Origin of the sequence: Paenibacillus typhae (genome assembly GCF_900099765.1) — a bacterium.
GTDB classification, from domain to species: Bacteria; Bacillota; Bacilli; order Paenibacillales; family Paenibacillaceae; genus Paenibacillus_AQ; species Paenibacillus_AQ typhae.
The window spans coordinates 1-24,370 of record NZ_FNDX01000063.1 but is presented as its reverse complement, the minus strand read 5'-3'; the positions used below and the strand labels follow the sequence as shown (position 1 = coordinate 24,370).

Here is a 24,370-nt window from a genome sequence, read left to right as displayed (position 1 = left end):
TTTATTATAGCATTACCCTTCAACAGAAGAGTAGTACCCGTTCAGGGCTGCTCCGATGCATAACGCAGTATGCCCCGGTAGATGCTGGTAGCCACCTTCCGCTGATAAACATCATCTCCAAGCAGGACAGACTCCTCGGGATGCGAAAGAAAGCCTACCTCAACCAGCGCGGCCGGCATTTTCAGCATTTTCAGCAGATATACCGTATTCACTGTTTTGGCAACACGGGTCGTATTCTCAAGCGTTGTCCGCAGCTCATCCTGGATAAAGCCCGCCAGCGCTTTATTGCCGTCATTGGCCGGATAATAAAAGGTCTGCGCTCCGCTCCACCGGTTTGAAGGCACACTGTTCATATGTACGCTTATGAAAAGGTCTGCCCCTTTCTCCTCAATGCTTCTTACCCGCTGCTTCAGGTCCTCTGTTTTCCGCTTGGAATAGCCCTGTGTTCCTTCACCGGCAAGGTCATAGTCACCCTCGCGCGTCATGACTACAATTGCCCCTGCCTGCTGCAAATAATCCCGTAAATACAGGGAGACGGACAAATTGATATCCTTCTCAATCAAACCGTCCTTGCTGACTGCTCCTCCGTCAGGACCGCCGTGACCGGCATCAATCGCAATAATTTTACCGGACAGCGGCAGGCTCCAGTAGTTCAGCGTCCTGGCAGTAGGCATATCGTAGGCTATAATCCCGATCATTACAGCAAGCAGTACGATCCCCAACACACTTTTTTTGATGCTGCTCCAGGCAATCCAGACCGAGACCTTCCCTTCCTTTCGGCCAGACATAACAAAGACCCCCTCGTCCCGATAGATTCTACTCATCTATATGGGACAAGAGGGCCAAATAGTACTGGCTGTATGATTTTAGACGTTAACCTGCTCAGACATTCCCTCAATCAGAATCTCCGCGACCTCAGGCCGTGTAAATTCGGGAGGAGGGCACTTCCCTTCACGGAGCAGTCCGCGCACTTTGGTACCCGACAAGGTCAGATGCTGATCAGCCGGATGCGGACAGGTTTTACTGGAAGCCATATTTCCGCATTTCACGCAGAAAAAGCTGTGCTCGAAGAAGAGCGGAGTAATTCCCAGATCCTCTGCAGTGAAATTCGAGAAAATCTCCTGCGCTTCATACGTGCCATAGTAGTCGCCTACCCCGGCATGGTCACGGCCGACAATAAAGTGTGTGCAGCCGTAATTTTTGCGGACCATAGCATGGAAAATCGCTTCTCTCGGTCCTGCATAACGCATCGCCGCCGGGAATACACCCAGAAAAGTCCGATCAGCGGGATAGTAATTCTCCAGCAGCGCCAGATAGCTCTTCATACGTACATTAGCCGGTACATCATCCGACTTGGTCTCACCAACCAGCGGATTGAGGAACAGGGCGTCTACAACCTCCATAGCGCACTTCTGGATATACTCATGGGCGCGATGGACAGGGTTACGCGTCTGGAAGCCAACAACGGTTCTCCAGCCCTTCTCAGCGAAGATCTTCCGGGTCTCGGCAGGGTCAAAATAGAACTCTCCGAACTTCTTCGGCTGCGGACGGTTAAGCACTCTGATGGGTCCTCCTACATAGGTAGACGGGCGAGCCAGCAGCTTGCTGACACCCGGGTGGGCCGGGTCCGTTGTTTTGAAAACATTCTGCGCTTCAATCTGCTGGTCTACACTATAAATGCTCTCCACGTCGAGCAGACCGTAAATAACGCCGTCTTCCTCACCAATAAGAGAAACAGTATCCCCCACCGCAAGGCCGGAGGCTACCTCATCCTGCACGGCCAGCGTAATCGGAATACTCCACACTGTGCCGTCTGAAAGGCGCATATTGTTCACTACGGAATGATAATCCGCTTCATTCAGGAAGCCGGCAAGCGGGGAAAACGCCCCTACTCCAATCAGATCGAGATCGGATATTGTCCATGTATTAATTGCAATCGACTTGTTCTCTGAGGCTTGCTGCAGCAGCTCTTCTCTCTGCGCTCCCTCCACAATACGCTGAATCAGTGTTCCTCCGTGTGGAAGTATAGACGTCATCTGGGTACTCTCCTCCTGTGTGTTAACATTTATATGAGCGATATGAGTGCTTAATTATTTGTGCAGTCCGCATTCCGTCTTCTCGTTGCCCGACCATCTTCCGGCACGCGGGTCTTCACCAGGCATTACTGCGCGGGTGCATTGCTCGCAGCCGATGCTCGGGAAGTTACGGTCATGCAGCGGATTGTACACCACATTGTTGGCACGGATATAATTCCATACATCCTCGGATGTCCAGTCAGCGATTGGATTAAATTTAACAAGACCGAATTTGTAGTCGTATTCCACCTTCTTGGCATTGGCGCGGGTTGGTGCCTGGTCGCGGCGGATACCGGTAATCCATGCTTCATACTGCGACAGGATCCGGGTCAGCGGCTCTACCTTGCGGATTGCGCAGCATTGGTTCGGATCAACAGACCAGAGGTTTTCACCGTACTGCTGAGCCTGCTCCTCAACGGAAATTTGCGGCGATACGCGGACGAATTCCATTCCGTATTTATCAGCCATAACATCTCTAGTCTCATACGTTTCTTTGAAATGGAAATCTGTATCCAGATAAAACACATCTGTCGACGGGCTTACCTTCTGCAGCATATCGACAAGCACTACATCTTCAGCACCGAAGCTGCAGGCAAAAGTGATGTTGGGAAAGGTCTCTACCGCCCAGCGGATAATTTCCTCAGGTGATGCATTCTCCAGTTCCTCAGCCTTAACCTTAATTAAATCTTCTTTCTCAAGCAGGTTCATCTTGTATTCCTCCATCCTAATATATAAAACGCTCATTCCGTCAATTCCAACTATTCTTATATGGAATAGTATAAGCGATACAACGCTGAAGTCAATACTTTTATCCATTTTGGGTTAAAGTATTTGGAATGTATATTAACAATTTCTTAGGAGAATATAAAAAGCCCCTGACCCATAAGGGCCAGAGGCTTGATGTCCTTGAAAGACAAGGGAATATTAACGTTTCGAGAACTGTGGAGCGCGACGAGCTGCTTTGAGGCCGTATTTCTTACGTTCCTTCATACGTGGGTCACGAGTCAGGAAGCCGGCTTTTTTAAGAGCACCGCGGTATTCCGGATCAACCTTCAGAAGTGCACGGGCGATCCCGTGACGGATTGCTCCAGCCTGGCCGGATGTTCCGCCACCGTGTGCAAGAACGATTACATCGTAGCTGCCCAGTGTTTCAGTCAGGTTCAAAGGTTGTCTTACGATCATCTTCAGTGTTTCTACACCGAAGTACTCATCCATCTCACGTTTGTTAATGACAATGCGTCCTTCACCCGGTACAAGGCGAACACGTGCTACCGAATGTTTACGACGACCTGTCCCATAGTATTGTACTTGTGCCATGAAACTGTCCTCCTCTATTCTTATCCGCGAAGTTCGTAAACTTCAGGTTTTTGTGCTGCATGTGGATGCTCGGCGCCTGCATAAACTTTAAGTCTCAGCTTCATGTGATCGCCTTGACGAGTCTTAGGAATCATACCGTGAACAGCAGATTCAATTACACGTTCAGGTTTTGTTTTGAGCAGCTGATCAGCAGTTGCAACTTTCAAACCACCTGGGTGCATCGAGTGACGGTAGTATTTCTTGTTCTGCAGCTTCTTGCCTGTCAGGTGAATCTTCTCAGCGTTGATGACAATTACGAAATCGCCAGTATCAACGTGTGGAGTGAATTGCGGTTTGTGTTTGCCGCGGATCAGAGCAGCGGCTTCGCTAGCCAGACGACCAAGTGTCTTGCCTTCGGCATCAATGATGTGCCAATTGCGTTCAACTTCGTTCGGCTTCGCCATATAGGTGGTACGCATGAATGTTTCCTCCTTGTTCTCGTACGAAAATCTTCTGTTTCGTATATCTGATTTCTCATTGGAATTACGATTAAGTTAGTTAGGTAAAGCTTGTTTTGTTGGCATTTTCTTGAGCGGGGCTGTGGGATAGCCATCAAGAAAACACAACTTTTATATTACAGCATAACCGCGACAAGTGCAAGTCATTTTTAATCCGGAGCGCATTTATTTTCCACATGTAGAAACGCCTACGCCGTCCTAATCAAGACGGTATCCATTACTGCGGGAAAGATAAGGATAAAGGATAGCGTGAAACCAGTTCTTTCTTATCTATTGAAAAATAGCAGGCTCCAGATTGTTCAACTATTGTCCTCATCATATTCCACACTCCAAAGGGCAAGGCCTTTAGCAACCGCTGTAGGTCCCGCTGCAGCACGGTTGCAAGCTGCCAGAATATCCGCAACCTTGTCCGCCTGGTACTTGCGCTCGCCCACCTGAATCAGCGTTCCCATAATAATACGGACCATGTGCTGCAGAAAACCGCTGCCGGTAATATAAGTATGAATAACACCCTGGTCATCCGAGCCCGGACGGCACATACTGCGGTCAATCTCCATATATGCTTCATAAATAGTCCGTACATGGGAAGTCTTGGTTGACTTGCGCGATGCAAATGAAGTGTAGTCATGAGTGCCCACCAGATGCGCCAGTCCCTGCTGCATGGCCATTATGTCCAGCTTCAAGGGGTGGTGGTGCTGCCAGCGCCGCTGAAACGGGTCAGGGAACCTGTTGCCGTTTATCGTGTATCGGTAGGTCTTGCGCTTGGCTCCTCTGCGTGAGTGGAACGAAAGCGGAACCTCCTTCGCCTCAGTAACAACGATATCCTGCGGTAATCTGGCGTTAAGAGCCAGACACCAGCGTTCCAGCGGTATCTGGGAGGAAGTAATGAAGTTGAACGGCTGACCGTAAGCGTGAACCCCTGCATCCGTCCGGCCTGAGGCTGTTATCTTCAGCGCCTCGCCGGTCAGATGGAGAATTGCCTGCTCCAGCCGGTCCTGAATCGTATTGCCCTGAGGCTGGGTCTGAAAGCCATCATAATGGGTTCCGTCATAATTGACCTTCATCAATAGATTACGCATTTCATTCTTCCTTTCAAGCTCCTAAGCTCACTTAACCGTAATTCATATTCACAAGTAGAAACGGCTTAGCCATCCTAAACAGGACGGTAGCCGTTTCTGCGAGAAATATAAGGATGATTTATAGCGTAAAACATATAAATCCTTATATTTAAAAAAAAGAGCCCCGGCGGGAGCTCCTTCTACTCTTTACAAGGTGATTCCCGCGGTTATTGGTACAGCAGGGCCTTATCGCCCCTGCAGCACAATAACAATAATACTTACTGCTCAATCTCCGGAGATCATGAACTTAAAGAGTACAAATCGGAAATCATGACTTGTATTACTACGCGCGGTCTACCAGTTCAAGATAAACCATAGGCGCAGCATCGCCACGGCGAGGTCCCAGCTTCAGGATACGAGTGTATCCGCCTGGACGCTCTGTGTAACGAGGAGCAATATCAGAGAACAATTTTTGGATTGCATCTTGCTCACCGTCTACAGTCTCACGACGAACAAAAGCAGCTACTTGACGGCGAGCATGAAGATCGCCCTTCTTAGCTTTAGTGATCAGTTTCTCAGCGATGGAACGAACTTCCTTCGCTTTGGCTTCCGTAGTCTGGATGCGCTCGTATAGGAACAGATCCGTTACCATGTCACGGAACAACGCTTTACGCGCACTGGAATCACGGCCCAATTTTTGGTATGCCATTTGTTTTCCCTCCTTCACTCAAGTACTCAAGCAATCTGTGAACTATTCTTCTGTGCGAAGACCCAAACCAAGCTCTTCAAGCTTCTCTTGAACTTCTTCCAAAGATTTGCGGCCCAGGTTACGGACCTTCATCATATCTTCTTCAGTTTTCGTAGTCAGCTCTTGTACGGTATTGATACCGGCACGTTTGAGGCAGTTGTAGGAACGGACAGAAAGATCAAGCTCTTCGATTGTCATCTCAAGCACTTTTTCTTTTTTGTCTTCTTCTTTTTCCACCATAATTTCGGCGTCTTTCGCTTCATCCGTAAGACCTACGAATAAGACGAGGTGCTCGTTCAAAATTTTGGCTCCGAGGCTTACAGCCTCTTCCGGTCTGATACTGCCATCCGTCCAAACTTCCAGCGTCAGCTTGTCATAGTTAGTCACTTGTCCGACACGAGTGTTATCAATGACATAGTTTACGCGGGAAATCGGCGTGTAGATGGAGTCAACCGGAATTACACCGATTGGCTGATCGTCGCGTTTGTTCCGGTCTGCTTGGACATAGCCGCGACCACGGCCTGCAAAAATACGCATGTGAAGTCTCGCGCCAGGTCCCAGCGTTGCAATATGAAGATCCGGATTGAGGATTTCAACATCGCTGTCCGCACGGATATCACCTGCGGTAACGATGCCTTCACCCTCAGCATCAATCTCGAACACCTTCTCTTCGTCTGAATGGATCTTCAGCGAAAGAGCTTTGAGGTTCAAAATGATTTCCGTCACATCTTCCATTACGCCAGGAACGGTCGAGAACTCATGCAGAACGCCGTCAATTTGGACCGAAGTCACAGCGGCTCCCGGCAGGGAGGACAGCAGAATCCGGCGAAGCGAGTTCCCCAGAGTCGTGCCATATCCACGTTCCAGCGGTTCAACTACGAATTTCCCATAGGTTCCTTCATCATTGGCTTCTACGGTCTCAATTTTCGGCTTTTCGATTTCTATCACGAGTGTACCCCTCCTTCAAACGTCGCTCCTATATGAAACTGTCACCCCATCAGGTGCATCATGTAGTATGCCTAAACACCTATTATTAGCAGATGCGTCAGAATTATACCACAATCACAATTCTGATTTCACTATACGCGGCGACGTTTCGGCGGACGGCATCCATTGTGAGGAACCGGAGTTACGTCTTTAATGAGGTTTACTTCAAGACCAGCGGCCTGAAGGGAACGGATGGCAGCTTCGCGGCCCGCACCCGGTCCTTTAACCATAACTTCAACGGACTTCATGCCGTGTTCCATAGCTGCCTTAGCAGCAGTTTCGGCTGCCATCTGCGCTGCAAATGGAGTCGATTTACGGGAACCTCTGAATCCTTGACCACCGGAGCTAGCCCAGGAAATTGCATTTCCGTGAGGATCCGTGATCGTAACGATAGTGTTGTTGAACGTGGAACGGATGTGTGCCACGCCAGACTCGATATTTTTCCGGTCGCGACGTTTTGTACGTACGACTTTTTTCGGTTTAGCCATTGTCTCTTATCACCCCTTCTTATTTCTTTTTGTTTGCTACCGTACGGCGCGGGCCTTTACGGGTACGAGCATTGGTTTTAGTGCGTTGACCGCGAACAGGCAATCCACGACGGTGGCGAACACCGCGGTAACAGCCGATCTCAGTAAGACGCTTAATATTCAAGGAAATTTCACGACGCAGGTCACCTTCAACCTTGACCGATTTGTCGATCGTTTCACGCAGTTTGCTGACTTCATCTTCCGTCAAATCACGGACACGTGTGTTAACGTCAATGCCTGTTTCATTAAGAATTTTCTGGGAAGTCGTTTTACCGATTCCGAAAATATAAGTCAAGGCGATCTCAACGCGTTTGTCACGTGGCAAATCCACACCAGCTATACGAGCCATTTTACGCTACACCCCCTTCTTAACCTTGTTTTTGTTTGTGTTTCGGATTTTCGCAAATTACCATAACAGTCCCTTTGCGGCGGATGACTTTGCATTTTTCGCAAATGGGCTTCACAGAAGGTCTTACCTTCATGTTAATTACCTCCTCAAAGTTTTGCGAAGCAAAACTTTTGTTGTAGTTCCCATCTATTTACGGTAAGTTATACGGCCTTTTGATAAATCATAAGGCGATAACTGCACGACCACTTTGTCTCCGGTTAGGATACGGATAAAGTGCATCCGCAATTTCCCGGACACATGGGCAAGAATTTGATGACCGTTCTCAAGCTCAACCTTAAATGTTGCATTCGGCAACGGTTCAATGACCGTTCCTTCCACCTCAATGACATCTTCTTTAGCCACAGTTAGTCTCCTTTCTCATCAGCACTTTTTCCAGCTGGATTTCCATACTTCATTACTGCGAACCGCAGCTTTCCGTTGGTTACCCGGCCGGTTTCTTCCAAACTGTCCACAACCTCATTGCTTATGAAGGGTATGAGCTCCAGATGATGAATATTCTTCTTCTTCGGCCCGTCAAACTTTCGTTTGTCTCCGTCAGCAATGTATACAAATCTGCTATCAACAACTGCGATAACAACGGCAGCCTCTCCGGCATCTTTGCCTTTGAGAATTCTCACGATCTGACCAACCTGCGGGCTGCTCCCAGTATTCACGTGAAGATCACCTACGCATTCAGTTTTGTGAAAATTTCCATGCCGTCCGGTGTAACTGCTACTGTATGCTCGAAGTGAGCACAGAGTGAGCCGTCTACCGTAACGACCGTCCAGTTATCTTCCAGAGTTCTGACATATCTGTCTCCGGCGTTTACCATCGGCTCAATCGCGAGTACCATCCCCGGCTTCAGACGTGGTCCGCGGTCCGCTATGCCATAGTTCGGAATTTGCGGTTCTTCATGCAGTTCTGCCCCGATGCCATGGCCAACATACTCGCGCACGACGGAAAATCCGGCGTTCTCAATGTATTGCTGGATCGCATGGGAGATTGTAAACAAGCGCACATCCGGTTTGACTAACGCCAATCCTGCGTACAAGGAGCCTTCCGTGACGTCCAGCAGACGCTGAGCTTCTTCGGAAATGCTGCCCACTCCGTAGGTCCAGGCGGAATCACCGTGATAACCGCGGTACTCGGCACCAATATCCAGCGTCACAATGTCGCCTTCGATCAGCTTGCGTTTACCCGGAAATCCATGCACCAATTGTTCGTTGACTGAAGCGCAAATGCTGGCAGGAAAACCGTTGTAGCCTTTGAAAGACGGCACAGCACCTTGACTGCGAATATATTGATCGGCGATTCTGTCGAGCTCCCCGGTGGTGATCCCAGGCTCAATGGCTTTGGCAATCAGCCGGTGACTCTCGGCAACAATACGACCAGCTTCCCTCATAAAGGCAAGTTCCTGCTCGGATTTACAAATGATCATTACATTAACCCCGCAGTAAAGATACGATTTCGGAAGTAACGACGTCAATTTCGTTCTCTCCGTTTACCTGCCGCAAAAGACCTTTATTCTCATAGAAAGTAAGCAGCGGCGCTGTCTTGTTATCATACTCATCCAGACGCTTGCCTACGCTCTCTTCGTTGTCATCCGGACGTTGATACAGTTCACCGCCATCAATGTCGCAAATGCCTTCTTGCTTCGGCGGGTTGAAAATTAAATGGTAGGATGCACCGCATACCTTGCAGATCCGGCGTCCGGTAAGACGCGCCATCAGCAGTCCGCGGTCCACATTCAAGTTGATTACATGATCCAGTGAAGTGCCGGCACGGCTCAAAATATCTTCCAGCGCTTCCGCTTGCGAAAGGGTTCTTGGAAAACCATCCAATAAGAAACCTTTTTCGCAATCGGACTGCTGGAGCCGTTCCTCAACGATTCCAATGGTCACATCATCAGGTACAAGCAAACCTTGATCGATATAAGATTTGGCTTTCAGCCCGACCGGTGTCTGTTCCTTTATCGCTAAACGGAAGGCATCACCTGTCGAAATATGCGGAATACCAAGTTCTTTTACAATTACAGCTGCCTGCGTTCCCTTGCCTGCCCCAGGAGGGCCCATGAATAAAATGTTCACGTTTCTCTCTTCTCCCCCCAAAAGTTCGCCACCAAGCAAGAAACAGCACAATAGGTGCCGGGAAGTAGGTAGACCTTAGCTTCACGGAACCTATCGCCTATTTGTTGATGAAGCCTTTGTAATGGCGTTTGATCAATTGGCTCTCGATCTGCTTCATCGTATCCAGTGCTACACCGACCACGATCAACAGCGCGGTACCGCCAATCTGCACCTGCCGCGGCAAGCCGGACAGGGAACCGAAGAGTACAGGCAAGACAGAAATAACAGCCAGGAAAAGGGCACCGGACATGGTCAGGCGCGACATTACTCTGGTCAAATACTTCTCAGTTGCTTTACCCGGACGGATACCAGGAATGTAACCACCGTTCTTCTTCATGTTATCAGCCATCTGCTGCGGGTTCATCTGGACGAACGTGTAGAAGAACGTAAATCCGATGATCATGATTACATACAGTACCATCCCTAGCGGCTTATCATGAGCAAGATTGTTGGTGATCCATTTAGCCCATTCATGCGTTGACCAAAAGCTCGAGATTACAATTGGAAATTGAAGCAGTGAAACGGCAAAGATAACCGGAATTACACCTGCCGCATTGATTTTAAGCGGAATGTGTGTATTCTGTCCACCGTACATTTTGTTACCGACCACGCGTTTGGCATATTGTACAGGGATTTTACGGATACCTTGTTGAACAAAGATAACCCCTGTAATAATACCCACAATCACGATCAGTATAATAACGACTTTAAGAATATTCAGGAACACCTGATCCGGCTGAATAAAGCTTGATTGCGCCGTAGTCGTGATATATCCCGGGATGGCGGCGACGATTCCCGCAAAAATCAGGATCGAAATCCCGTTTCCTATTCCCTTTTCAGTGATCTGTTCACCAAGCCACATCAGGAACGATGTACCTGCAGTCAGTATGATCGCGATCAGCAGGTAATCCGCAAAGGTTGCATTTGGAATCATCTCAGTGCCGTAGATCCGGTTAAACCCGATTGAGGTCGCAAACGCTTGAATCAGACCGAGTACGACTGTACCGTAACGGGTGATTTGCGCCAGTTGCTTTTTCCCGTGCTCCCCTTGCTTAGCCCATTCGGCAAACTTAGGAATAACATCCATCGAGAGCAGTTGCACTATGATGGATGCTGTAATGTACGGGTAAATACTAATCGCAAAAATCGAGAAGTTTTTGAGCGCTCCGCCCGAGAAGGTGTTCAAAAGACCCATCAAAGCTTCGCCGCTCTGATTTGTTGATTCCAGTACTTCTTTGTTCACACCGGGAACCGGTACAAACGAACCGATGCGGTAGATGATCAGAACGAACAGGGTAAACAGGATCTTTTTGCGCAAATCTTCAACATGCCATATATTCTTAAGCGTCTTGAACATTAGATCACCTCGGTTTTACCGCCGGCAGCCTCGATTTTCTCTACCGCAGATTGAGAGAACTTATTTGCTTGTACAGTCAATTTAACGGCCAGTTCGCCATTACCGAGGATCTTGATGCCGCTCTTGGAATTCTTGACAACACCAGTTTCAATCAGCAACTGTGGAGTCACTTCAGTTCCTTCAGCAAAGCTATTCAGATCTTCCAGGTTCACAATCGCATACTCTTTACGGGTAGGATTGATGAAACCACGTTTAGGCAGACGACGATAGAGCGGGTTTTGACCACCCTCGAAGCCAGGACGAACACCACCGCCGGAACGGGAGTTCTGACCTTTATGACCGCGTCCGGACGTTTTACCGTTACCGCTACTTGGTCCGCGACCAACGCGGTTGCGTTCTTTGCGGGATCCAGGAGCTGGAGCAAGTTCATGTAACTTCATCGTTTGCACCTCCTTATGTTTTGTTAATTTATGCGAGGCATTTAGCCTTCAATTTCTGTTACGGACAGCAAATGGCTCACTTTGTTGATCATTCCGCGAATTGCAGGAGTGTCATTGTGAACCACGGTCGAGTTGGTTTTGCCCAGGCCGAGCGTCTTAACAGTAACACGTTGTGTCTGTGGACGACCGATTACACTGCGAACGAGGGTAATTTGCAATTTAGCCATTGACGTTCCCCTCCTTAACCGCGTAATTCTTCGACAGATTTGCCGCGAAGTTTCGCGACTTCTTCAATGCGCTTCAGACGGGAAAGACCCTCTAAAGTTGCATTGACCATGTTCATGGAATTCGAAGAACCCAAAGATTTTGTCAAGATGTCGCCAACGCCTGCCAATTCCAATACCGCACGAACAGGACCGCCGGCGATAACGCCAGTACCTTCGGAAGCTGGTTTCAGCAGCACGCGTCCTGCGCCGAAATGTCCAGTAACGAGGTGAGGAATCGAAGTTCCTACGATTGGAATGTGAATCAGGTTTTTCTTGGCGTCTTCAATGCCTTTACGGATGGCATCCGGAACTTCACCGGCTTTACCAATACCCGCACCGACATAGCCGTTGCCGTCGCCCACAACTACAAGTGCACTAAAGCTGAAACGGCGTCCGCCTTTTACAACTTTTGCTACACGGTTGATGTGTACAACTCTTTCAGTCAGCTCTAAACTGTTCGGATCTATACGCAAGTCGTTAACCTCCTTTTAGAAATATTCTAGAATTCAAGACCAGCTTCGCGAGCTGCATCAGCCAAAGCCTGAATCCGTCCATGGTACAGGTATCCGCCGCGGTCAAATACAACCACTGCATAACCCTTTGCTTTAGCGCGCTCAGCGATCAGTTGACCTACCTTGCTTGCAGCTTCAACGCTGCCGCCATTGCCGATTGTTGCGCTCAGTTCTTTATCCAGAGTGGAGGCAGATACCAGAGTAACACCAGCCACGTCATCGATCAATTGAGCATAGATGTGTTTCGCAGAACGGAACACGTTCAAACGTGGACGCTCAACAGTTCCCTGGATCTTCTTACGAACACGCAGGTGTCTTTTGAGACGAGCCTTGTTTTTGTCCTCTTTTGTAATCATGACTTCCATTTCACTCCCTTCAGTTTGCTGCAGAGCAGCTTCACTTTACGATGCACGGGGTATCTTATTGTGAAGAAGAGTAAGCCGATTATTTCTTCTTACCGGCTTTACCTTCCTTACGGATAATACGCTCGCCTTCGTACTTAATACCTTTACCTTTATACGGTTCTGGTTCACGAACGGAACGGATCTTGGCAGCATAAGCGCCAACGCGTTCTTTGTCGATACCTTTAACGATGATCTTCGTGTTCGCAGGAACTTCGAACTCGATGCCCGCTTCCGGTGTAATTTCAACCGGGTGGGAGTAACCAACGTTCAGAACGATTTTATCTCCGGATTTGCTTGCACGATATCCGACCCCAACCAGCTCCAGAGATTTCGAGAAACCTTCAGTCACACCGCTTACCATGTTGCTGACAACGGAGCGGGTTGTGCCGTGAAGTGAACGATGCAATTTGTTATCCGACGGGCGAACAACGGTGATTTCGTTATTTTCAACTGTAACCTTCATGTCTTTATGAAGTTCACGAGTCAAAGTGCCTTTAGGACCTTTTACTGTAATAACGGTGTTGTCCAGAGTGACATCTACACCGCTAGGTACTGCGATTGGTTTGCGACCAATACGAGACATGTGTTGCACCTCCTTATCTTGTGACGTTTATTACCATACGTAGCAGACAACTTCTCCGCCGGATTTGGATTGACGAGCTTCTTTGTCGGTCATAACTCCCTTAGATGTGGAGATAATCGCGATTCCAAGGCCACCGAGTACACGTGGTACTTCGTTGCTCTTCGTGTAAACACGAAGACCTGGCTTACTGATTCTTTTCAGACCAGAGATAACGCGCTCTTGGTTAGGGCCGTATTTCAAGAAGATACGGATAATCCCTTGTTTGCTATCTTCAACGAATTCAGCATCACGAATGAAGCCTTCACGCTTCAGAATGTCCGCGATTTGTTTTTTCATAGTAGAAGCAGGCATTTCTACTGTCTCGTGACGCACAATGTTAGCGTTACGAATACGAGTAAGCATATCTGCAATAGGATCAGACATAGTCATGTGTGTAAACCTCCTTCCCGGTTATAGATCTCTTACCAACTTGCTTTTTTCACGCCAGGGATCTGGCCTTTATAAGCTAACTCACGGAAACAAATTCTGCAAATTTTGAACTTCTGCAGTACCGAATGTGGACGACCGCAACGCTCGCAACGTGTGTATGCACGTACTTTGAACTTAGGTTCGCGTTGTTGTTTAACTTTCATCGAAGTTTTTGCCACTTTAGCCTGACACCTCCTAAACAGTTTCGGAGAAATAGTGATTCTTATTTAGAGAAAGGCATTCCCAGCTGGTTCAGCAGCTCACGGGATTCCTCGTCCGTCTTTGCAGTAGTTACGATAACGATGTCCATACCGCGGACCTTATCAACTTTATCATACTCGATTTCCGGGAAGATCAGTTGTTCCTTAAGACCAAGCGTGTAGTTACCACGGCCGTCAAAGGCTTTAGTGGATACACCGCGGAAGTCACGTACGCGTGGAAGCGTTACGTTGAACAATTTGTCCAGGAAGTAGTACATACGCTCGCCGCGCAGTGTTACTTTTACCCCGATCGGCATGTTTTCGCGCAGTTTGAAACCGGCGATGGATTTCTTTGCTTTAGTGATAACAGGCTTTTGACCAGAGATCAATTGCATGTCGTTAACTGCAGCATCAAGTACTTTGGAGTTCTGAACAGCGTCACCCACACCCATGTTGATGACAACCTTCTCGATCTTAGGTACTTGCATAACAGTTGTATAGTTGAACTTCTGCATCAGAGCAGGTGTAATTTCATTCAAATAACGTTCTTTCATTCTTGCTGCCATGAAGATTTACCTCCTTTCTTTAGGGCTAATTAGTCGATAATCTCTCCGGATCTCTTAGCTACCCGAACCTTCTTACCGTTATCGAGCACTTTGTAACCGATACGTGTTACTTTACCGCTCTTCGGATCGATGTGCATTACGTTGGACACATGGATCGAAGCTTCCTGCTCGATGATTCCGCCTTGCGGGTTCAGCTGGTTAGGCTTCTGGTGTTTTTTCACCATGTTTACGCCTTCTACCAGTACGCGGTTTTCGCGAGGATAAGCAGCGATGACACGGCCTTTTTTACCTTTGTCTTTCCCGCTGATCACAAGCACCACATCATCTTTTTTAACGTGCAGTTTATTGTTATGGGATTCCAGAACTTTTTTCACTCTAGGCATTGATTACACCTCCTATGACTAACCTTCTCAGTACTTCACGTTACTCTGTGGTAACTTATTAGATTACTTCCGGTGCCAAGGAAACGATCTTCATGTAGTCTTTATCGCGGAGTTCGCGAGCAACTGGTCCGAAAATACGTGTTCCGCGCGGGCTTCTGTCGTCTTTAACAACAACAGCTGCGTTTTCGTCGAATGAAATGTAAGATCCGTCTTTACGGCGTACCGAACGTTTTGTACGAACAACTACCGCTTTAACAACATCACCTTTTTTGACAACGCCGCCTGGTGTTGCTTGTTTTACGGAACAAACGATCAGATCACCGATTGCTGCTGTACGGCGTCCAGTACCACCCAGTACGCGGATACACATCAGTTCCTTCGCACCAGAGTTGTCAGCCACATGCAAACGTGTAAATGGTTGAATCATTTTTAATTTCCTCCTTCCGGAAAAACTTTCTGATTATCTTAGATGATAACCGCTTTTTCAACCACTTCAACCAGTCTCCAGCGTTTGTCTTTGGAGAGCGGACGAGTTTCCATGATTTTCACGGTGTCACCAATTTTAGCTACGTTCTCTTCATCATGTGCCTTGAATTTCTTCGTGGACTTGATGCGTTTGTGGTACAGGTCATGCTTTTTATAAGTTTCAACAGCAATTACGATGGTTTTATCCATTTTGTCGCTGACCACTTTACCGATCTGCACTTTACGTGCGTTACGTTCTTCGCTCATAGTTAGCCTCCTTCCTGATTACGGACCTATTGATCCGCCCTCGCTTAACTAATCCCAAGTACTCTTTGATGGATAACGGTTTTAGCACGAGCTATTTCCTTGCGCACATCACGAATCCGAGTCGGGTTATCCAGCTGGCCAGTAGCCAATTGGAAACGGAGATTGAAGAGCTCTTCCTTGAAACCGGCGATCTTCTGTTCAATCTCAGCAGTGGTTAAGTTGCGAAGTTCATTAGCTTTCATTTGCTTCACCACCCACTTCTTCACGTTTCACAAACTTAGTCTTAACAGGCAGCTTGTGAGCGGCAAGACGCATCGCTTCACGAGCGATTTCTTCCGACACGCCTCCGAGTTCGAACATAATCTTGCCCGGTTTAACTACGGCTACCCATTTCTCAACGTTACCTTTACCACTACCCATACGAACCTCAAGAGGCTTCTGAGTAATTGGCTTATCTGGGAAAATCTTAATCCAAACCTGACCACCACGTTTGATGTAACGTGTCATCGCAATACGGGCAGCTTCGATCTGACGGTTAGTGATCCAAGATGGCTCCAGAGCTTGCAGACCGAATTCGCCGAAGTTGAGCTCAGTGCCGCCTTTTGCCATACCTTTCATGTGACCGCGTTGTTGCTTGCGGTGTTTAACGCGCTTTGGTACCAACATGATTAGTTGCCTCCTTCCTGAGCAGCTTGTTTCTTAGCTGGGGGAAGAACTTCTCCACGGTAGATCCATACTTTTACACCGATACGGCCGTAAGTAGTATGTGCTTCAGCCGTTCCGTAGTCGATATCGGCACGAAGCGTATGAAGTGGAACTGTTCCTTCGCTGTAACCTTCTGAACGGGCAATCTCAGCGCCGCCAAGACGTCCGCCAACTTGAGTTTTGATTCCTTTTGCGCCGGAACGCATAGTTCTTTGAATCGCTTGTTTCAGAGCACGACGGAACGATACACGACGCTCCAATTGTTGTGCAATGCTTTCAGCTACGAGAATAGCATCCAGTTCAGGGTGCTTAATTTCGTTGATGTTGATGTGTACTTTTTTGCCGCCGGCGATAGCTGTAACTGCGCTGCGAAGTACTTCTACTTCTGCTCCGCCTTTACCAATTACCATACCTGGCTTAGCAGTGTGAATTGTAACGTTTACCCGGCTTGCCGCTCTTTCGATCTCGATGCGGGAAACAGAGGAATCCTTCAACTTGCCTTTAAGGTATTCCCGGATTTTGACGTCTTCCATTAAAAGAGTACCGAAATCTTTGCCTGCATACCATTTAGATTCCCAATCGCGAATGACACCGATTCGGAGTCCGACTGGATTTACCTTTTGACCCACGTGTTATCCCTCCTTATTTCTCAGATACCACCAAAGTAATGTGGCTGGTACGTTTATTGATCCGGCTTGCACGGCCCATGGCGCGCGGACGGAAACGTTTCATAGTAGGACCCTGGTTAACGAATACTTCGCTAACGAACAGACTGTTCACGTCCATGGAGTAGTTGTGCTCAGCATTGGCAATAGCCGAGTTAAGCAGCTTTTCTACTACTGGAGAAGCGGACTTTGGAGTGTGGCGAAGAATTGCAATTGCTTCCCCCACTTGCTTGCCGCGAATCAAGTCAACAACCAGTTTCGCTTTGCGAGCAGAAATCCGCACCGATCTAGCATGTGCTTTTGCTTCCATTTATTTTCCCTCCTCTCGAACGAAGACCTGTAATTATCTTCTTGTTTTCTTATCGTCACCCGCGTGGCCTTTGTAAGTACGTGTTGGCGCGAACTCGCCCAATTTGTGACCTACCATATCTTCCGTTACGTATACTGGCACGTGTTTGCGGCCGTCATATACACCAAACGTATGTCCGATAAACTGAGGGAAAATAGTTGAGCGACGGGACCAGGTTTTTACTACGACTTTCTTGTCTGCCGCGTTCAGTTCCTCAACTTTTTTCAGCAGGTAGCCATCAATGAACGGCCCCTTTTTTAAACTGCGACCCATGTATGAATCCTCCCTTCATCCGGTTCTTCAAACCGCGAATTCGACGCTTCGCGTTAAGCTGACTTATAGAGAAGCGTCTTATTTCGTGCGGCGGCGAACGATATATTTATCAGATGCCTTGTTTTTCTTACGCGTTTTGTAGCCAAGGGTCGGTTTGCCCCAAGGAGACATAGGCGATTTCCGTCCGATTGGAGCGCGGCCTTCACCACCACCGTGTGGGTGATCGTTAGGGTTCATTACTACCCCGCGAACTTCAGGACGTTGGCCGAGCCAGCGACTGCGTCCGGCTTTACCGATTTTGATCAGCTCGTGATCTTCGTTACCTACGGAACCGATTGTTGCACGGCATACGCTGAGAATTCTGCGAACCTCACCGGATGTCAGGCGAACGGATACGTATTTTTCTTCTTTACCCAGCAATTGAGCTTCAGTACCGGCAGCGCGAACCAATTGTCCGCCTTTACCCGGTTTCAACTCGATGTTGTGGATAACTGTACCAACCGGAATGTTTTCCAGTGGAAGTGCGTTACCAATTTTGATGTCGGCTGCAGGGCCGGACTCAACTTTATCCCCAACTTTAAGTCCTTTAGGAGCGAGGATGTAACGTTTCTCTCCATCGGCATAGTGGATCAAAGCAATATTGGAAGTACGGTTCGGGTCATACTCGATTGTAGCAACGCTACCTGGTATGCCATCTTTAGTCCGTTTGAAGTCGATAATACGGTATTTACGCTTGTGTCCGCCGCCGTGGTGACGAACCGTAATTTTACCTTGGTTGTTACGTCCCGCTTTTTTGCTCAGCGGCGCAAGCAACGATTTCTCAGGCTGGTTTGTTGTGATTTCTTCAAACGTAGACACGGACATTCCGCGTCTTGCCGGAGAGGTCGGTTTGTACTTTTTGATTGGCACTATAGTTCCCTCCTTACTTTAAGAGTATTATTCTACCGCTTCAAAGAACTCAAGCGGCTTGCTGTCCGGGCTAAGCTTAACGATGGCTTTTTTCCACTCTGGAGTGTATCCGGAGTATTTGCCGTAACGTTTCAGTTTACCAGGTACGCGCATAGTGTTCACACTAACGACTTTCACTTTGAAAATTGCCTCAACGGCTTTTTTGATTTCGGTCTTGTTAGCACGGATATCCACTTCAAAAGCATATTTCAATTCGCTCATGTAGTCGGATGTGCGTTCCGTAATCACCGGACGTTTGATAATATCACGAGGATCTTTCATTACGCGAACACCTCCTCTACCTTCAGAACTGCTTCCTTGGTGATGATCAGTTTGTCGTACGTCAGTACGTCAAGAACATTGATGCCGTCAGCCGCTACGAATTTCACCCCAGGGATGTTACGAGCGGAAAGCGCTACGTTATCATCATAGCTAGGAGCTACGATCAACGCTTTGCTGTCTACCTTCAGGTTGTTCAGAATTGCCGCGAATTCTTTCGTCTTCGGAGCATTCAGTGTCAGGCTATCCAATACGATAATGTCGTTCCCGATAACTTTCGAGGACAATGCGGATTTGATGGCCAGACGGCGAACCTTCTTAGGCAGTTTCCAGGAATAGCTGCGTGGTGTTGGTCCGAAGACAACGCCGCCGCCTTTCCATTGTGGAGAACGAATGGAGCCTTGACGAGCGCGGCCTGTACCTTTTTGTTTCCAAGGCTTGCGTCCGCCGCCACGAACTTCAGAACGTCCTTTTACTTTGTGTGTACCACGACGCAGGGAAGCTCTCTGCATAAGCGCAGCTTCGTGCAGGACATGCACGTTCGGCTCGATACCGAATACTGTTTCGCTCAGCTCAACTTCGCCAACTTCGTTACCACTGATATTAAAAAGTGTTACTTTTGGCATTTCATGTTCCTCCTTTCTTCAGTAATTATTTCTTAACGGATTCTTTAACTTTCACGAAGCTGTTCTTAGGGCCTGGAATAGCGCCTTTAACCAGCAATACGTTACGTTCAACGTCTACTTTGATGATTTCAAGTCTTTGAACCGTTACGGTCGTGTGACCCATATGTCCTGGAAGGCGTTTGCCCTTCGGAACGCGGTTAGCTTGAATGGAACCCATGGAGCCCGGTCTTCTGTGGTAACGGGAACCGTGAGCCATTGGTCCGCGGCTTTGACCCCAGCGTTTGATAACACCTTGGAATCCTTTACCTTTGGAAGTACCAGTTACGTCAACAAATTCGCCTTCAGCGAAGACGTCAGCCTTCAGCTCTTGTCCAACCTCGAGTGCCCCGAGGTCAACACCGCGAATTTCGCGAACGTAGCGCTTAGGTGTTGCATTTGCCTTTTTGGCGTGACCCTGTTCAGGCTTGTTGGAGCGGCTTTCCTTCTTATCTTCAAAGCCCAACTGCACTGCTTCATATCCGTCGATATTCAGGTCTTTCTTTTGCAGTACCACACAAGGTCCAGCTTCGATAACCGATACTGCGATCACGTTACCCTCTGGAGTAAACACTTGAGTCATACCGAGTTTTTTTCCTAAGATACCTTTCATGTTGACACCTCTTTTCTTTTCCTAGTTACTAAAGTGGTAGAATTACAATTTGATTTCGATATCTACACCGGACGGCAGGTCCAAGCGCATCAAGGCATCCACAGTCTGTGGTGTCGGGTTCACAATGTCGATCAGACGTTTGTGAGTCCGTTGTTCAAACTGTTCACGGGAATCCTTGTACTTGTGTACCGCACGGAGAATAGTAATGATTTGCTTCTCAGTTGGCAGCGGGATCGGCCCGGATACACCAGCACCGGAACGTTTTGCTGTTTCAACGATTTTCTCTGCGGATTGATCAAGAATTCTGTGGTCGTATGCTTTCAAGCGGATACGAATTTTTTGCTTTGCCATTTTAGTCCCTCCTTCTATCGCCCAATTTATTATCGGACATACTCCGTGAAAATTTTCTGACGTCGACCTCATGGCAAAGGGGCCGGGTGTGTCAGTAACCTCTCACATCATCGCAACGTCTCAGAACAACATTTATTATTATATATAATAGGCGCATACTTTGCAAGCAAAAATAAAAAACAGCCCATGTTTTTTTTCATAAACTGTTTTCTTCTATATAAATAGTACTCCAGGGTTAAAGATTATCTGTAGCTGATCTAAAATACTCTGCTGAGGCCGCACTTTGTGCTGTTGTAGCACCGATTCCTTCTATAGTCTGAATGAGCACCCTGATCTCTTCCTCCACAACAACGATCTCCTGTGTACTGGATTGCATAGAAGCTACAATTTCACTGAACAGCCTGCTCGTCTCTACTGACTGCTCTTTGCCGCTCTTTGTCAGCTCCTGCACCTTGCGGATCTCATTGACCACCTGATTCGTCAACGCCACCGATTTGTGGGTTAAATCACCGATTCTGATAACCGTACTCTTTGTATCCTCAGCGAGCCGGCTGACCTCACTGGCCACTACACTGAAGCCCTTCCCGTGCTCTCCTGCACGCGCTGCTTCTATTGTAGCATTGAGAGAGAGGATTTTGGTCTGATCGGCAATATCCTGTACGGCAGCCACAATCCGCTGAATCTGCTGGGAAGAGCTGCTGAGCTCATTAACCGAGCGCTCCATCTCATTGGTGCTCTCGTAGATCAGGTTGATCTGTCCGCTAAGGCTGCCGAGCTGATCCTGTCCATCCTTAGCCATCTCACGTGACTCTACAGCGGTGGTAGCTGTACGCCGGAAGGTATTGTTCACCTCGTTGCTGCTGGCCACCAGCTGCTCTACAGCCGCATTAGTGTCCATACTCAGATCCACCAGCTCACCGCTGAACTCAGCGATTTTCTGCTTCAGTTCATTTTTGACGACCAGGTACTGTTCTTCCTTCTCTCTGATATTCTCCTTCTCATAGGCTTCCAGCACCAGCTGCTGCTCCAGATTCAGGAGCTTGGTCAGGGTCTGTACAACCTTCAACCGTTCGTTATCTTTAAGGACTTCACCATAGACTACCGTAATGAAAACATTCTGAAGATTCTGGAAGGCGGATAAATACCACTTGGGCTCCAGTCCTACCCTCTTATGAATCTTAGCAATTGTCAGCCGCTTGGCTATGTATTGTTCATCTACGTTACCATCAATAATTTCAATAATATGCTCCTTCAGCGTTCTTTTGAGGCGTTCGATACTGCTATGCTCCAGAATGATGGCTTCCAGCTTGTTAACACCAAGAACGGTATTGTAGAACTGATCGGTAATATAATCGATTTCACGTTCTACCGTAGGCTTCATAAGGCGCAACAGACTTAAATCCTCCTCTGTGAGGTCAATCATCCGCATCTGTTCATTCAGCTCATCATGTCCGCTAAGGGTGTGAAAAGCTGCTGTGGCAATGGGTGCAATAGGCTCGTTGTCCTTGGGGTGCGCGTCGGGAGAAACCTCATTAGTCTTACGTGATTGGATGCCATGCATAAAAGAAAAAGGACACTTCCCCATACTTCCACTCTCCCTGAATTTCTAAATATTAGCATTGCAAATATAGCAATATTCTAACCCACCCGAGAGAGAAATGTAAAGAATTTTAAGTAATATTTTGTAGAAAAATGTTGTATATAAGGCTGTTTGGCGTAGTTTGGTGTCGCATTATGTCGATTAGAAGGGTATTGTCCGTTCTCTATCCGCTGCTGGTTATAGAAATACCGGAATACGAACATTAGTTCTATTCCGTAATTTCTGCAATTTGGGATAGTGACAGTATGTCTAGTATGGTTACTATCCTGTTATTCATCCGGATAATCTTCATTTGCTCCAGCTTGTTTAGCTTGCGGCTGAGCGTTTCCGGCGTTGTCCCGATCATTGCTGCGAACTCTTTTTTGGCAGCCGGCAGACGAAGGCTATATTCCCCCTCTCCGCTGCTCAGCAGCGACTGTCTGGAGTAGAGATGAAGCAGCAGCCTCGCCAGTCTTTTCTCCGCTTCAAAAATATGCAGTGCGCCCGCAAGCTCATCTGCCTGCTGCAGCTGCTCACTGACAGACATCAGAAAGCTGAAGGCAAGCCCGGCGTTACTCGCTAACAGCGGCATAAAATCCTCACGCCGCATCCGGCAAATGGATCCGCTCTCCACCACCTCGGCTGTGGCATAGTGATGCTTGTTATGAAGCAGGGCAAACTGCCCAAAGTAATCCCCAGGAAAAAGAAAGCGGAGAATGTGCTGTTTGCCCTCTTTACTGGTCTGCGTTAGTTTGATTAACCCGTTGTTTACAACAAACAGGGAATCCGACTGCTCACCTTCCCTGAATACGAGGCTGCCCTTGGCATAAAATCTAGATTCTATGATAGATTCCACCTTGTGCAGCTCATGATCCGGCAAAGCCAGAAATACCGGCACCTGGCGCACACAGGAATTCTTATGGCAAGCATTACATTCCATATCACATCGTTCCTTCCTAATCATCTAAAGCCAACATAGCAGGAATCTGCTGACTTTCTGGTGACTCCGCGCACAATATTTCAGAAAAACTTGATATGAATCAAGGATTGCCGGCTTCCTTTCCTTCACAATAGAGGCAGAGGGATTATAAAGGAGATGGACATCTTGTATACTTTTGAAGATATGCAAAAGATGGACAGAGTCAGGCTTGGCAACATGGTGCCGCTGGAGCTGTTCCGCACAATCAGACTGATTGGCATGAATCAGGGTTTGCCTATGGGTGGTAAAGGCACAACCCTTACTGTAGGAAGAAAAATCGGTGAAAGTCTTCCCGTCAGTAGTGTGGAGGACCTCCTCGCTCTTTTTGAGGAATTGAAAATTGGTATTCCGCGCATTGTTTACTCTGATGAACATAGGTTGAACATTGCTGTAGAGGATTGTTTCTGCAAAGGCTTGCCGACACTGGAAGAAGAGAAGATGATTTGTGATCTGGAAGGTGCCATTCTGGAGGGGGCCTTGAGCAAGCTGCTGGGACGCAGGGTCAGTGTCAGAGAGATCAAATGCAACGCTACCGGTCATGAGTATTGCGAGTATGAAGTAAAGCTGTAACCCTCCGGGGAAAACTAAAGGAAAGCGGGAGATCAACATGGAAAAGAAACATATTAACGATGCTATTCAACATTTGGAGGAGCGTTTCACTAAAAAAGTGCTGTTTCAAAAGGGGGATAGCGTAGTATTCGTACTTAACTTCATGCCGGGCCAAAAGCTTCCTGCACATACGCATCCTGGAGCCGATGTGTATATTTATGCCCTCAAAGGAAACGGAACGATTACTGTGAATGAAGCTGATTCAGAATTCACTGAAGGTGAAGTTATCCACATTGCTGATGATGAAGTTTTTGCTTACCATAACAGCGGCAACGCTCCTGCCAGTCTTCATGTCGTAATATCCAAGCTGCCGGGACCCGCGTACGCAAAAGAAATCTAATTTTTATTCACCTGCAAACTCTATCCACAGGGGATATCCTCACTGGATAGAGTTTTTTACTAGAGTAAAGGGCTGGGTTTAAACCAGCCCCTCCTCATCAAACCGTACGTGAGGTTTTCCCTCATACGGCTTTCCGATGTTCGTCATTCATGTGCATGCAGATCACAATAGCGTTTTTAGTCCATACCTATTGGCCATATACTTAACCTCAGATCGTGAACTTATCCATCTCCCGCGTTGTCTCTTCTTTGCGTACCACCGGGTTAAGCGTTGCAGAATATACCAATCCAGTTTCGCTAATCTCTTTTGGCTGTAGTTCGTGTAGTAATAATTTCTCCATCCTTGAATCTTCGGATTGAGCCATTCTACATGCTCCGCGAACGA

42 protein-coding genes are annotated in these 24,370 nt (G+C 47.8%); 2 read left to right on the top strand and 40 right to left on the bottom strand.

Translation table 11 applies throughout. From position 1 onward, the window contains the following. Window positions 1-41: 41 nt before the first annotated feature. The 39 genes from cwlD to BLR64_RS28165 form a co-directional block, all read right to left on the bottom strand. On the bottom strand, window positions 42-788 hold the full coding sequence (gene cwlD / locus BLR64_RS28355) for an N-acetylmuramoyl-L-alanine amidase CwlD (protein ID WP_090719865.1): 747 nt from the start codon (window positions 786-788) through the stop codon (window positions 42-44). Between the two features lie 78 nt (window positions 789-866). Next, a complete protein-coding gene (gene sat / locus BLR64_RS28350) occupies window positions 867-2,036 on the bottom strand; it encodes a sulfate adenylyltransferase (protein WP_090719863.1) in 1,170 nt (389 codons plus the stop codon). Between the two features lie 54 nt (window positions 2,037-2,090). Continuing rightward, entirely contained in the window at window positions 2,091-2,783 is a 693-nt protein-coding gene (locus BLR64_RS28345; protein WP_090719861.1) for a phosphoadenylyl-sulfate reductase, read from the bottom strand. A 216-nt stretch (window positions 2,784-2,999) separates the two neighbouring features. Further along, the gene (rpsI, locus tag BLR64_RS28340; RefSeq protein ID WP_090719859.1) at window positions 3,000-3,392 is read right to left on the bottom strand and encodes a 30S ribosomal protein S9; all 393 of its coding nucleotides are present in this window, start codon (window positions 3,390-3,392) and stop codon (window positions 3,000-3,002) included. A gap of 20 nt (window positions 3,393-3,412) precedes the next feature. Continuing rightward, window positions 3,413-3,850 carry a 50S ribosomal protein L13 gene (gene rplM / locus BLR64_RS28335; RefSeq protein ID WP_090719857.1) on the bottom strand — a complete coding sequence of 146 codons (438 nt, stop codon included), beginning with the start codon at window positions 3,848-3,850 and terminating at the stop codon, window positions 3,413-3,415. A 338-nt stretch (window positions 3,851-4,188) separates the two neighbouring features. Then, a complete protein-coding gene (gene truA / locus BLR64_RS28330) occupies window positions 4,189-4,968 on the bottom strand; it encodes a tRNA pseudouridine(38-40) synthase TruA (RefSeq protein ID WP_090719855.1) in 780 nt (259 codons plus the stop codon). Between the two features lie 322 nt (window positions 4,969-5,290). Continuing rightward, a complete protein-coding gene (gene rplQ / locus BLR64_RS28325) occupies window positions 5,291-5,656 on the bottom strand; it encodes a 50S ribosomal protein L17 (RefSeq protein WP_019908254.1) in 366 nt (121 codons plus the stop codon). Window positions 5,657-5,698: 42 nt separating this feature from the next. Then, a complete protein-coding gene (locus BLR64_RS28320; RefSeq protein WP_068727647.1) occupies window positions 5,699-6,643 on the bottom strand; it encodes a DNA-directed RNA polymerase subunit alpha in 945 nt (314 codons plus the stop codon). 131 nt (window positions 6,644-6,774) lie between these two features. Beyond that, window positions 6,775-7,170 (bottom strand): 30S ribosomal protein S11, encoded by a 396-nt coding sequence (gene rpsK, locus BLR64_RS28315; protein ID WP_062520357.1) that lies wholly within the window; start codon window positions 7,168-7,170, stop codon window positions 6,775-6,777. Window positions 7,171-7,189: 19 nt separating this feature from the next. Further along, window positions 7,190-7,558 (bottom strand): 30S ribosomal protein S13, encoded by a 369-nt coding sequence (gene rpsM / locus BLR64_RS28310; RefSeq protein WP_039877382.1) that lies wholly within the window; start codon window positions 7,556-7,558, stop codon window positions 7,190-7,192. Window positions 7,559-7,577: 19 nt separating this feature from the next. Next, window positions 7,578-7,691, bottom strand: a complete 114-nt coding sequence (gene rpmJ / locus BLR64_RS28305) for a 50S ribosomal protein L36 (protein ID WP_003322638.1) — start codon at window positions 7,689-7,691, stop codon at window positions 7,578-7,580. A 53-nt stretch (window positions 7,692-7,744) separates the two neighbouring features. After that, a complete protein-coding gene (gene infA / locus BLR64_RS28300; RefSeq protein WP_018753971.1) occupies window positions 7,745-7,960 on the bottom strand; it encodes a translation initiation factor IF-1 in 216 nt (71 codons plus the stop codon). Window positions 7,961-7,962: 2 nt separating this feature from the next. Next, on the bottom strand, window positions 7,963-8,271 hold the full coding sequence (locus BLR64_RS28295; RefSeq protein ID WP_090719853.1) for a KOW domain-containing RNA-binding protein: 309 nt from the start codon (window positions 8,269-8,271) through the stop codon (window positions 7,963-7,965). An 11-nt stretch (window positions 8,272-8,282) separates the two neighbouring features. Then, on the bottom strand, window positions 8,283-9,035 hold the full coding sequence (gene map, locus BLR64_RS28290; protein WP_090719851.1) for a type I methionyl aminopeptidase: 753 nt from the start codon (window positions 9,033-9,035) through the stop codon (window positions 8,283-8,285). Between the two features lie 4 nt (window positions 9,036-9,039). Continuing rightward, window positions 9,040-9,684, bottom strand: a complete 645-nt coding sequence (locus tag BLR64_RS28285) for an adenylate kinase (protein ID WP_090719850.1) — start codon at window positions 9,682-9,684, stop codon at window positions 9,040-9,042. Between the two features lie 97 nt (window positions 9,685-9,781). Then, window positions 9,782-11,080, bottom strand: coding sequence for a preprotein translocase subunit SecY (gene secY, locus BLR64_RS28280; RefSeq protein WP_068727653.1), 1,299 nt, complete (start codon window positions 11,078-11,080; stop codon window positions 9,782-9,784). Then, window positions 11,080-11,520 (bottom strand): 50S ribosomal protein L15, encoded by a 441-nt coding sequence (rplO, locus tag BLR64_RS28275; protein ID WP_020427058.1) that lies wholly within the window; start codon window positions 11,518-11,520, stop codon window positions 11,080-11,082. The genes secY and rplO overlap by 1 nt, the downstream gene beginning before the upstream one ends. A gap of 41 nt (window positions 11,521-11,561) precedes the next feature. Then, window positions 11,562-11,747 (bottom strand): 50S ribosomal protein L30, encoded by a 186-nt coding sequence (rpmD, locus tag BLR64_RS28270; RefSeq protein WP_068727655.1) that lies wholly within the window; start codon window positions 11,745-11,747, stop codon window positions 11,562-11,564. Between the two features lie 14 nt (window positions 11,748-11,761). Beyond that, entirely contained in the window at window positions 11,762-12,259 is a 498-nt protein-coding gene (gene rpsE, locus BLR64_RS28265) for a 30S ribosomal protein S5 (protein WP_019908242.1), read from the bottom strand. A gap of 26 nt (window positions 12,260-12,285) precedes the next feature. Further along, window positions 12,286-12,654 carry a 50S ribosomal protein L18 gene (rplR, locus tag BLR64_RS28260; RefSeq protein ID WP_082708088.1) on the bottom strand — a complete coding sequence of 123 codons (369 nt, stop codon included), beginning with the start codon at window positions 12,652-12,654 and terminating at the stop codon, window positions 12,286-12,288. An 88-nt stretch (window positions 12,655-12,742) separates the two neighbouring features. After that, the gene (gene rplF, locus BLR64_RS28255; RefSeq protein ID WP_019908240.1) at window positions 12,743-13,285 is read right to left on the bottom strand and encodes a 50S ribosomal protein L6; all 543 of its coding nucleotides are present in this window, start codon (window positions 13,283-13,285) and stop codon (window positions 12,743-12,745) included. Window positions 13,286-13,315: 30 nt separating this feature from the next. Continuing rightward, window positions 13,316-13,714 carry a 30S ribosomal protein S8 gene (gene rpsH, locus BLR64_RS28250; protein ID WP_039877390.1) on the bottom strand — a complete coding sequence of 133 codons (399 nt, stop codon included), beginning with the start codon at window positions 13,712-13,714 and terminating at the stop codon, window positions 13,316-13,318. Between the two features lie 32 nt (window positions 13,715-13,746). Continuing rightward, the gene (locus BLR64_RS28245; RefSeq protein WP_036589425.1) at window positions 13,747-13,932 is read right to left on the bottom strand and encodes a type Z 30S ribosomal protein S14; all 186 of its coding nucleotides are present in this window, start codon (window positions 13,930-13,932) and stop codon (window positions 13,747-13,749) included. Between the two features lie 44 nt (window positions 13,933-13,976). Further along, complete coding sequence (rplE, locus tag BLR64_RS28240; RefSeq protein WP_068727658.1) at window positions 13,977-14,519, bottom strand: 50S ribosomal protein L5; 543 nt, start codon at window positions 14,517-14,519, stop codon at window positions 13,977-13,979. A gap of 29 nt (window positions 14,520-14,548) precedes the next feature. Then, window positions 14,549-14,902 carry a 50S ribosomal protein L24 gene (rplX, locus tag BLR64_RS28235; RefSeq protein WP_019908235.1) on the bottom strand — a complete coding sequence of 118 codons (354 nt, stop codon included), beginning with the start codon at window positions 14,900-14,902 and terminating at the stop codon, window positions 14,549-14,551. A gap of 58 nt (window positions 14,903-14,960) precedes the next feature. Continuing rightward, entirely contained in the window at window positions 14,961-15,329 is a 369-nt protein-coding gene (gene rplN, locus BLR64_RS28230; RefSeq protein WP_020427062.1) for a 50S ribosomal protein L14, read from the bottom strand. A 38-nt stretch (window positions 15,330-15,367) separates the two neighbouring features. Beyond that, window positions 15,368-15,634: a 30S ribosomal protein S17 gene (gene rpsQ, locus BLR64_RS28225; RefSeq protein ID WP_068727659.1), complete on the bottom strand. Its 267-nt coding sequence runs from the start codon at window positions 15,632-15,634 to the stop codon at window positions 15,368-15,370. 44 nt (window positions 15,635-15,678) lie between these two features. Further along, complete coding sequence (gene rpmC, locus BLR64_RS28220) at window positions 15,679-15,876, bottom strand: 50S ribosomal protein L29 (RefSeq protein ID WP_019908232.1); 198 nt, start codon at window positions 15,874-15,876, stop codon at window positions 15,679-15,681. Further along, on the bottom strand, window positions 15,866-16,300 hold the full coding sequence (rplP, locus tag BLR64_RS28215; protein WP_039877394.1) for a 50S ribosomal protein L16: 435 nt from the start codon (window positions 16,298-16,300) through the stop codon (window positions 15,866-15,868). Before rplP ends, rpmC begins: the two co-directional genes overlap by 11 nt. Window positions 16,301-16,302: 2 nt before the next feature. Continuing rightward, a complete protein-coding gene (gene rpsC / locus BLR64_RS28210) occupies window positions 16,303-16,968 on the bottom strand; it encodes a 30S ribosomal protein S3 (RefSeq protein ID WP_068727661.1) in 666 nt (221 codons plus the stop codon). Between the two features lie 13 nt (window positions 16,969-16,981). After that, window positions 16,982-17,314, bottom strand: a complete 333-nt coding sequence (gene rplV, locus BLR64_RS28205) for a 50S ribosomal protein L22 (RefSeq protein WP_019908228.1) — start codon at window positions 17,312-17,314, stop codon at window positions 16,982-16,984. Window positions 17,315-17,347: 33 nt separating this feature from the next. Continuing rightward, window positions 17,348-17,626: a 30S ribosomal protein S19 gene (rpsS, locus tag BLR64_RS28200; protein WP_019908227.1), complete on the bottom strand. Its 279-nt coding sequence runs from the start codon at window positions 17,624-17,626 to the stop codon at window positions 17,348-17,350. A 78-nt stretch (window positions 17,627-17,704) separates the two neighbouring features. After that, window positions 17,705-18,535: a 50S ribosomal protein L2 gene (gene rplB / locus BLR64_RS28195; protein ID WP_068727662.1), complete on the bottom strand. Its 831-nt coding sequence runs from the start codon at window positions 18,533-18,535 to the stop codon at window positions 17,705-17,707. A gap of 27 nt (window positions 18,536-18,562) precedes the next feature. Next, complete coding sequence (gene rplW / locus BLR64_RS28190) at window positions 18,563-18,856, bottom strand: 50S ribosomal protein L23 (protein ID WP_068727663.1); 294 nt, start codon at window positions 18,854-18,856, stop codon at window positions 18,563-18,565. Further along, window positions 18,856-19,479, bottom strand: coding sequence for a 50S ribosomal protein L4 (rplD, locus tag BLR64_RS28185; protein WP_068727664.1), 624 nt, complete (start codon window positions 19,477-19,479; stop codon window positions 18,856-18,858). Before rplD ends, rplW begins: the two co-directional genes overlap by 1 nt. A gap of 25 nt (window positions 19,480-19,504) precedes the next feature. Beyond that, window positions 19,505-20,128: a 50S ribosomal protein L3 gene (rplC, locus tag BLR64_RS28180; protein WP_068727668.1), complete on the bottom strand. Its 624-nt coding sequence runs from the start codon at window positions 20,126-20,128 to the stop codon at window positions 19,505-19,507. A gap of 42 nt (window positions 20,129-20,170) precedes the next feature. Continuing rightward, window positions 20,171-20,479 (bottom strand): 30S ribosomal protein S10, encoded by a 309-nt coding sequence (gene rpsJ / locus BLR64_RS28175; RefSeq protein WP_017692074.1) that lies wholly within the window; start codon window positions 20,477-20,479, stop codon window positions 20,171-20,173. Window positions 20,480-20,714: 235 nt separating this feature from the next. Then, entirely contained in the window at window positions 20,715-22,064 is a 1,350-nt protein-coding gene (locus tag BLR64_RS28170) for a globin-coupled sensor protein (RefSeq protein ID WP_090719848.1), read from the bottom strand. Window positions 22,065-22,287: 223 nt separating this feature from the next. Then, window positions 22,288-22,998, bottom strand: a complete 711-nt coding sequence (locus tag BLR64_RS28165; protein WP_167360801.1) for a Crp/Fnr family transcriptional regulator — start codon at window positions 22,996-22,998, stop codon at window positions 22,288-22,290. Window positions 22,999-23,163: 165 nt separating this feature from the next. Between BLR64_RS28165 and BLR64_RS28160 the strand changes: the two genes are divergently transcribed. Then, window positions 23,164-23,607 carry a V4R domain-containing protein gene (locus BLR64_RS28160; protein ID WP_415841213.1) on the top strand — a complete coding sequence of 148 codons (444 nt, stop codon included), beginning with the start codon at window positions 23,164-23,166 and terminating at the stop codon, window positions 23,605-23,607. Between the two features lie 37 nt (window positions 23,608-23,644). Beyond that, window positions 23,645-23,986, top strand: coding sequence for a cupin domain-containing protein (locus tag BLR64_RS28155; protein WP_090719844.1), 342 nt, complete (start codon window positions 23,645-23,647; stop codon window positions 23,984-23,986). 162 nt (window positions 23,987-24,148) lie between these two features. Here the strand turns inward: BLR64_RS28155 and BLR64_RS28150 are convergent. Then, a partial coding sequence (locus tag BLR64_RS28150) for a group II intron maturase-specific domain-containing protein (RefSeq protein WP_139172126.1) occupies window positions 24,149-24,370 on the bottom strand: 222 nt, incomplete at its 5' end.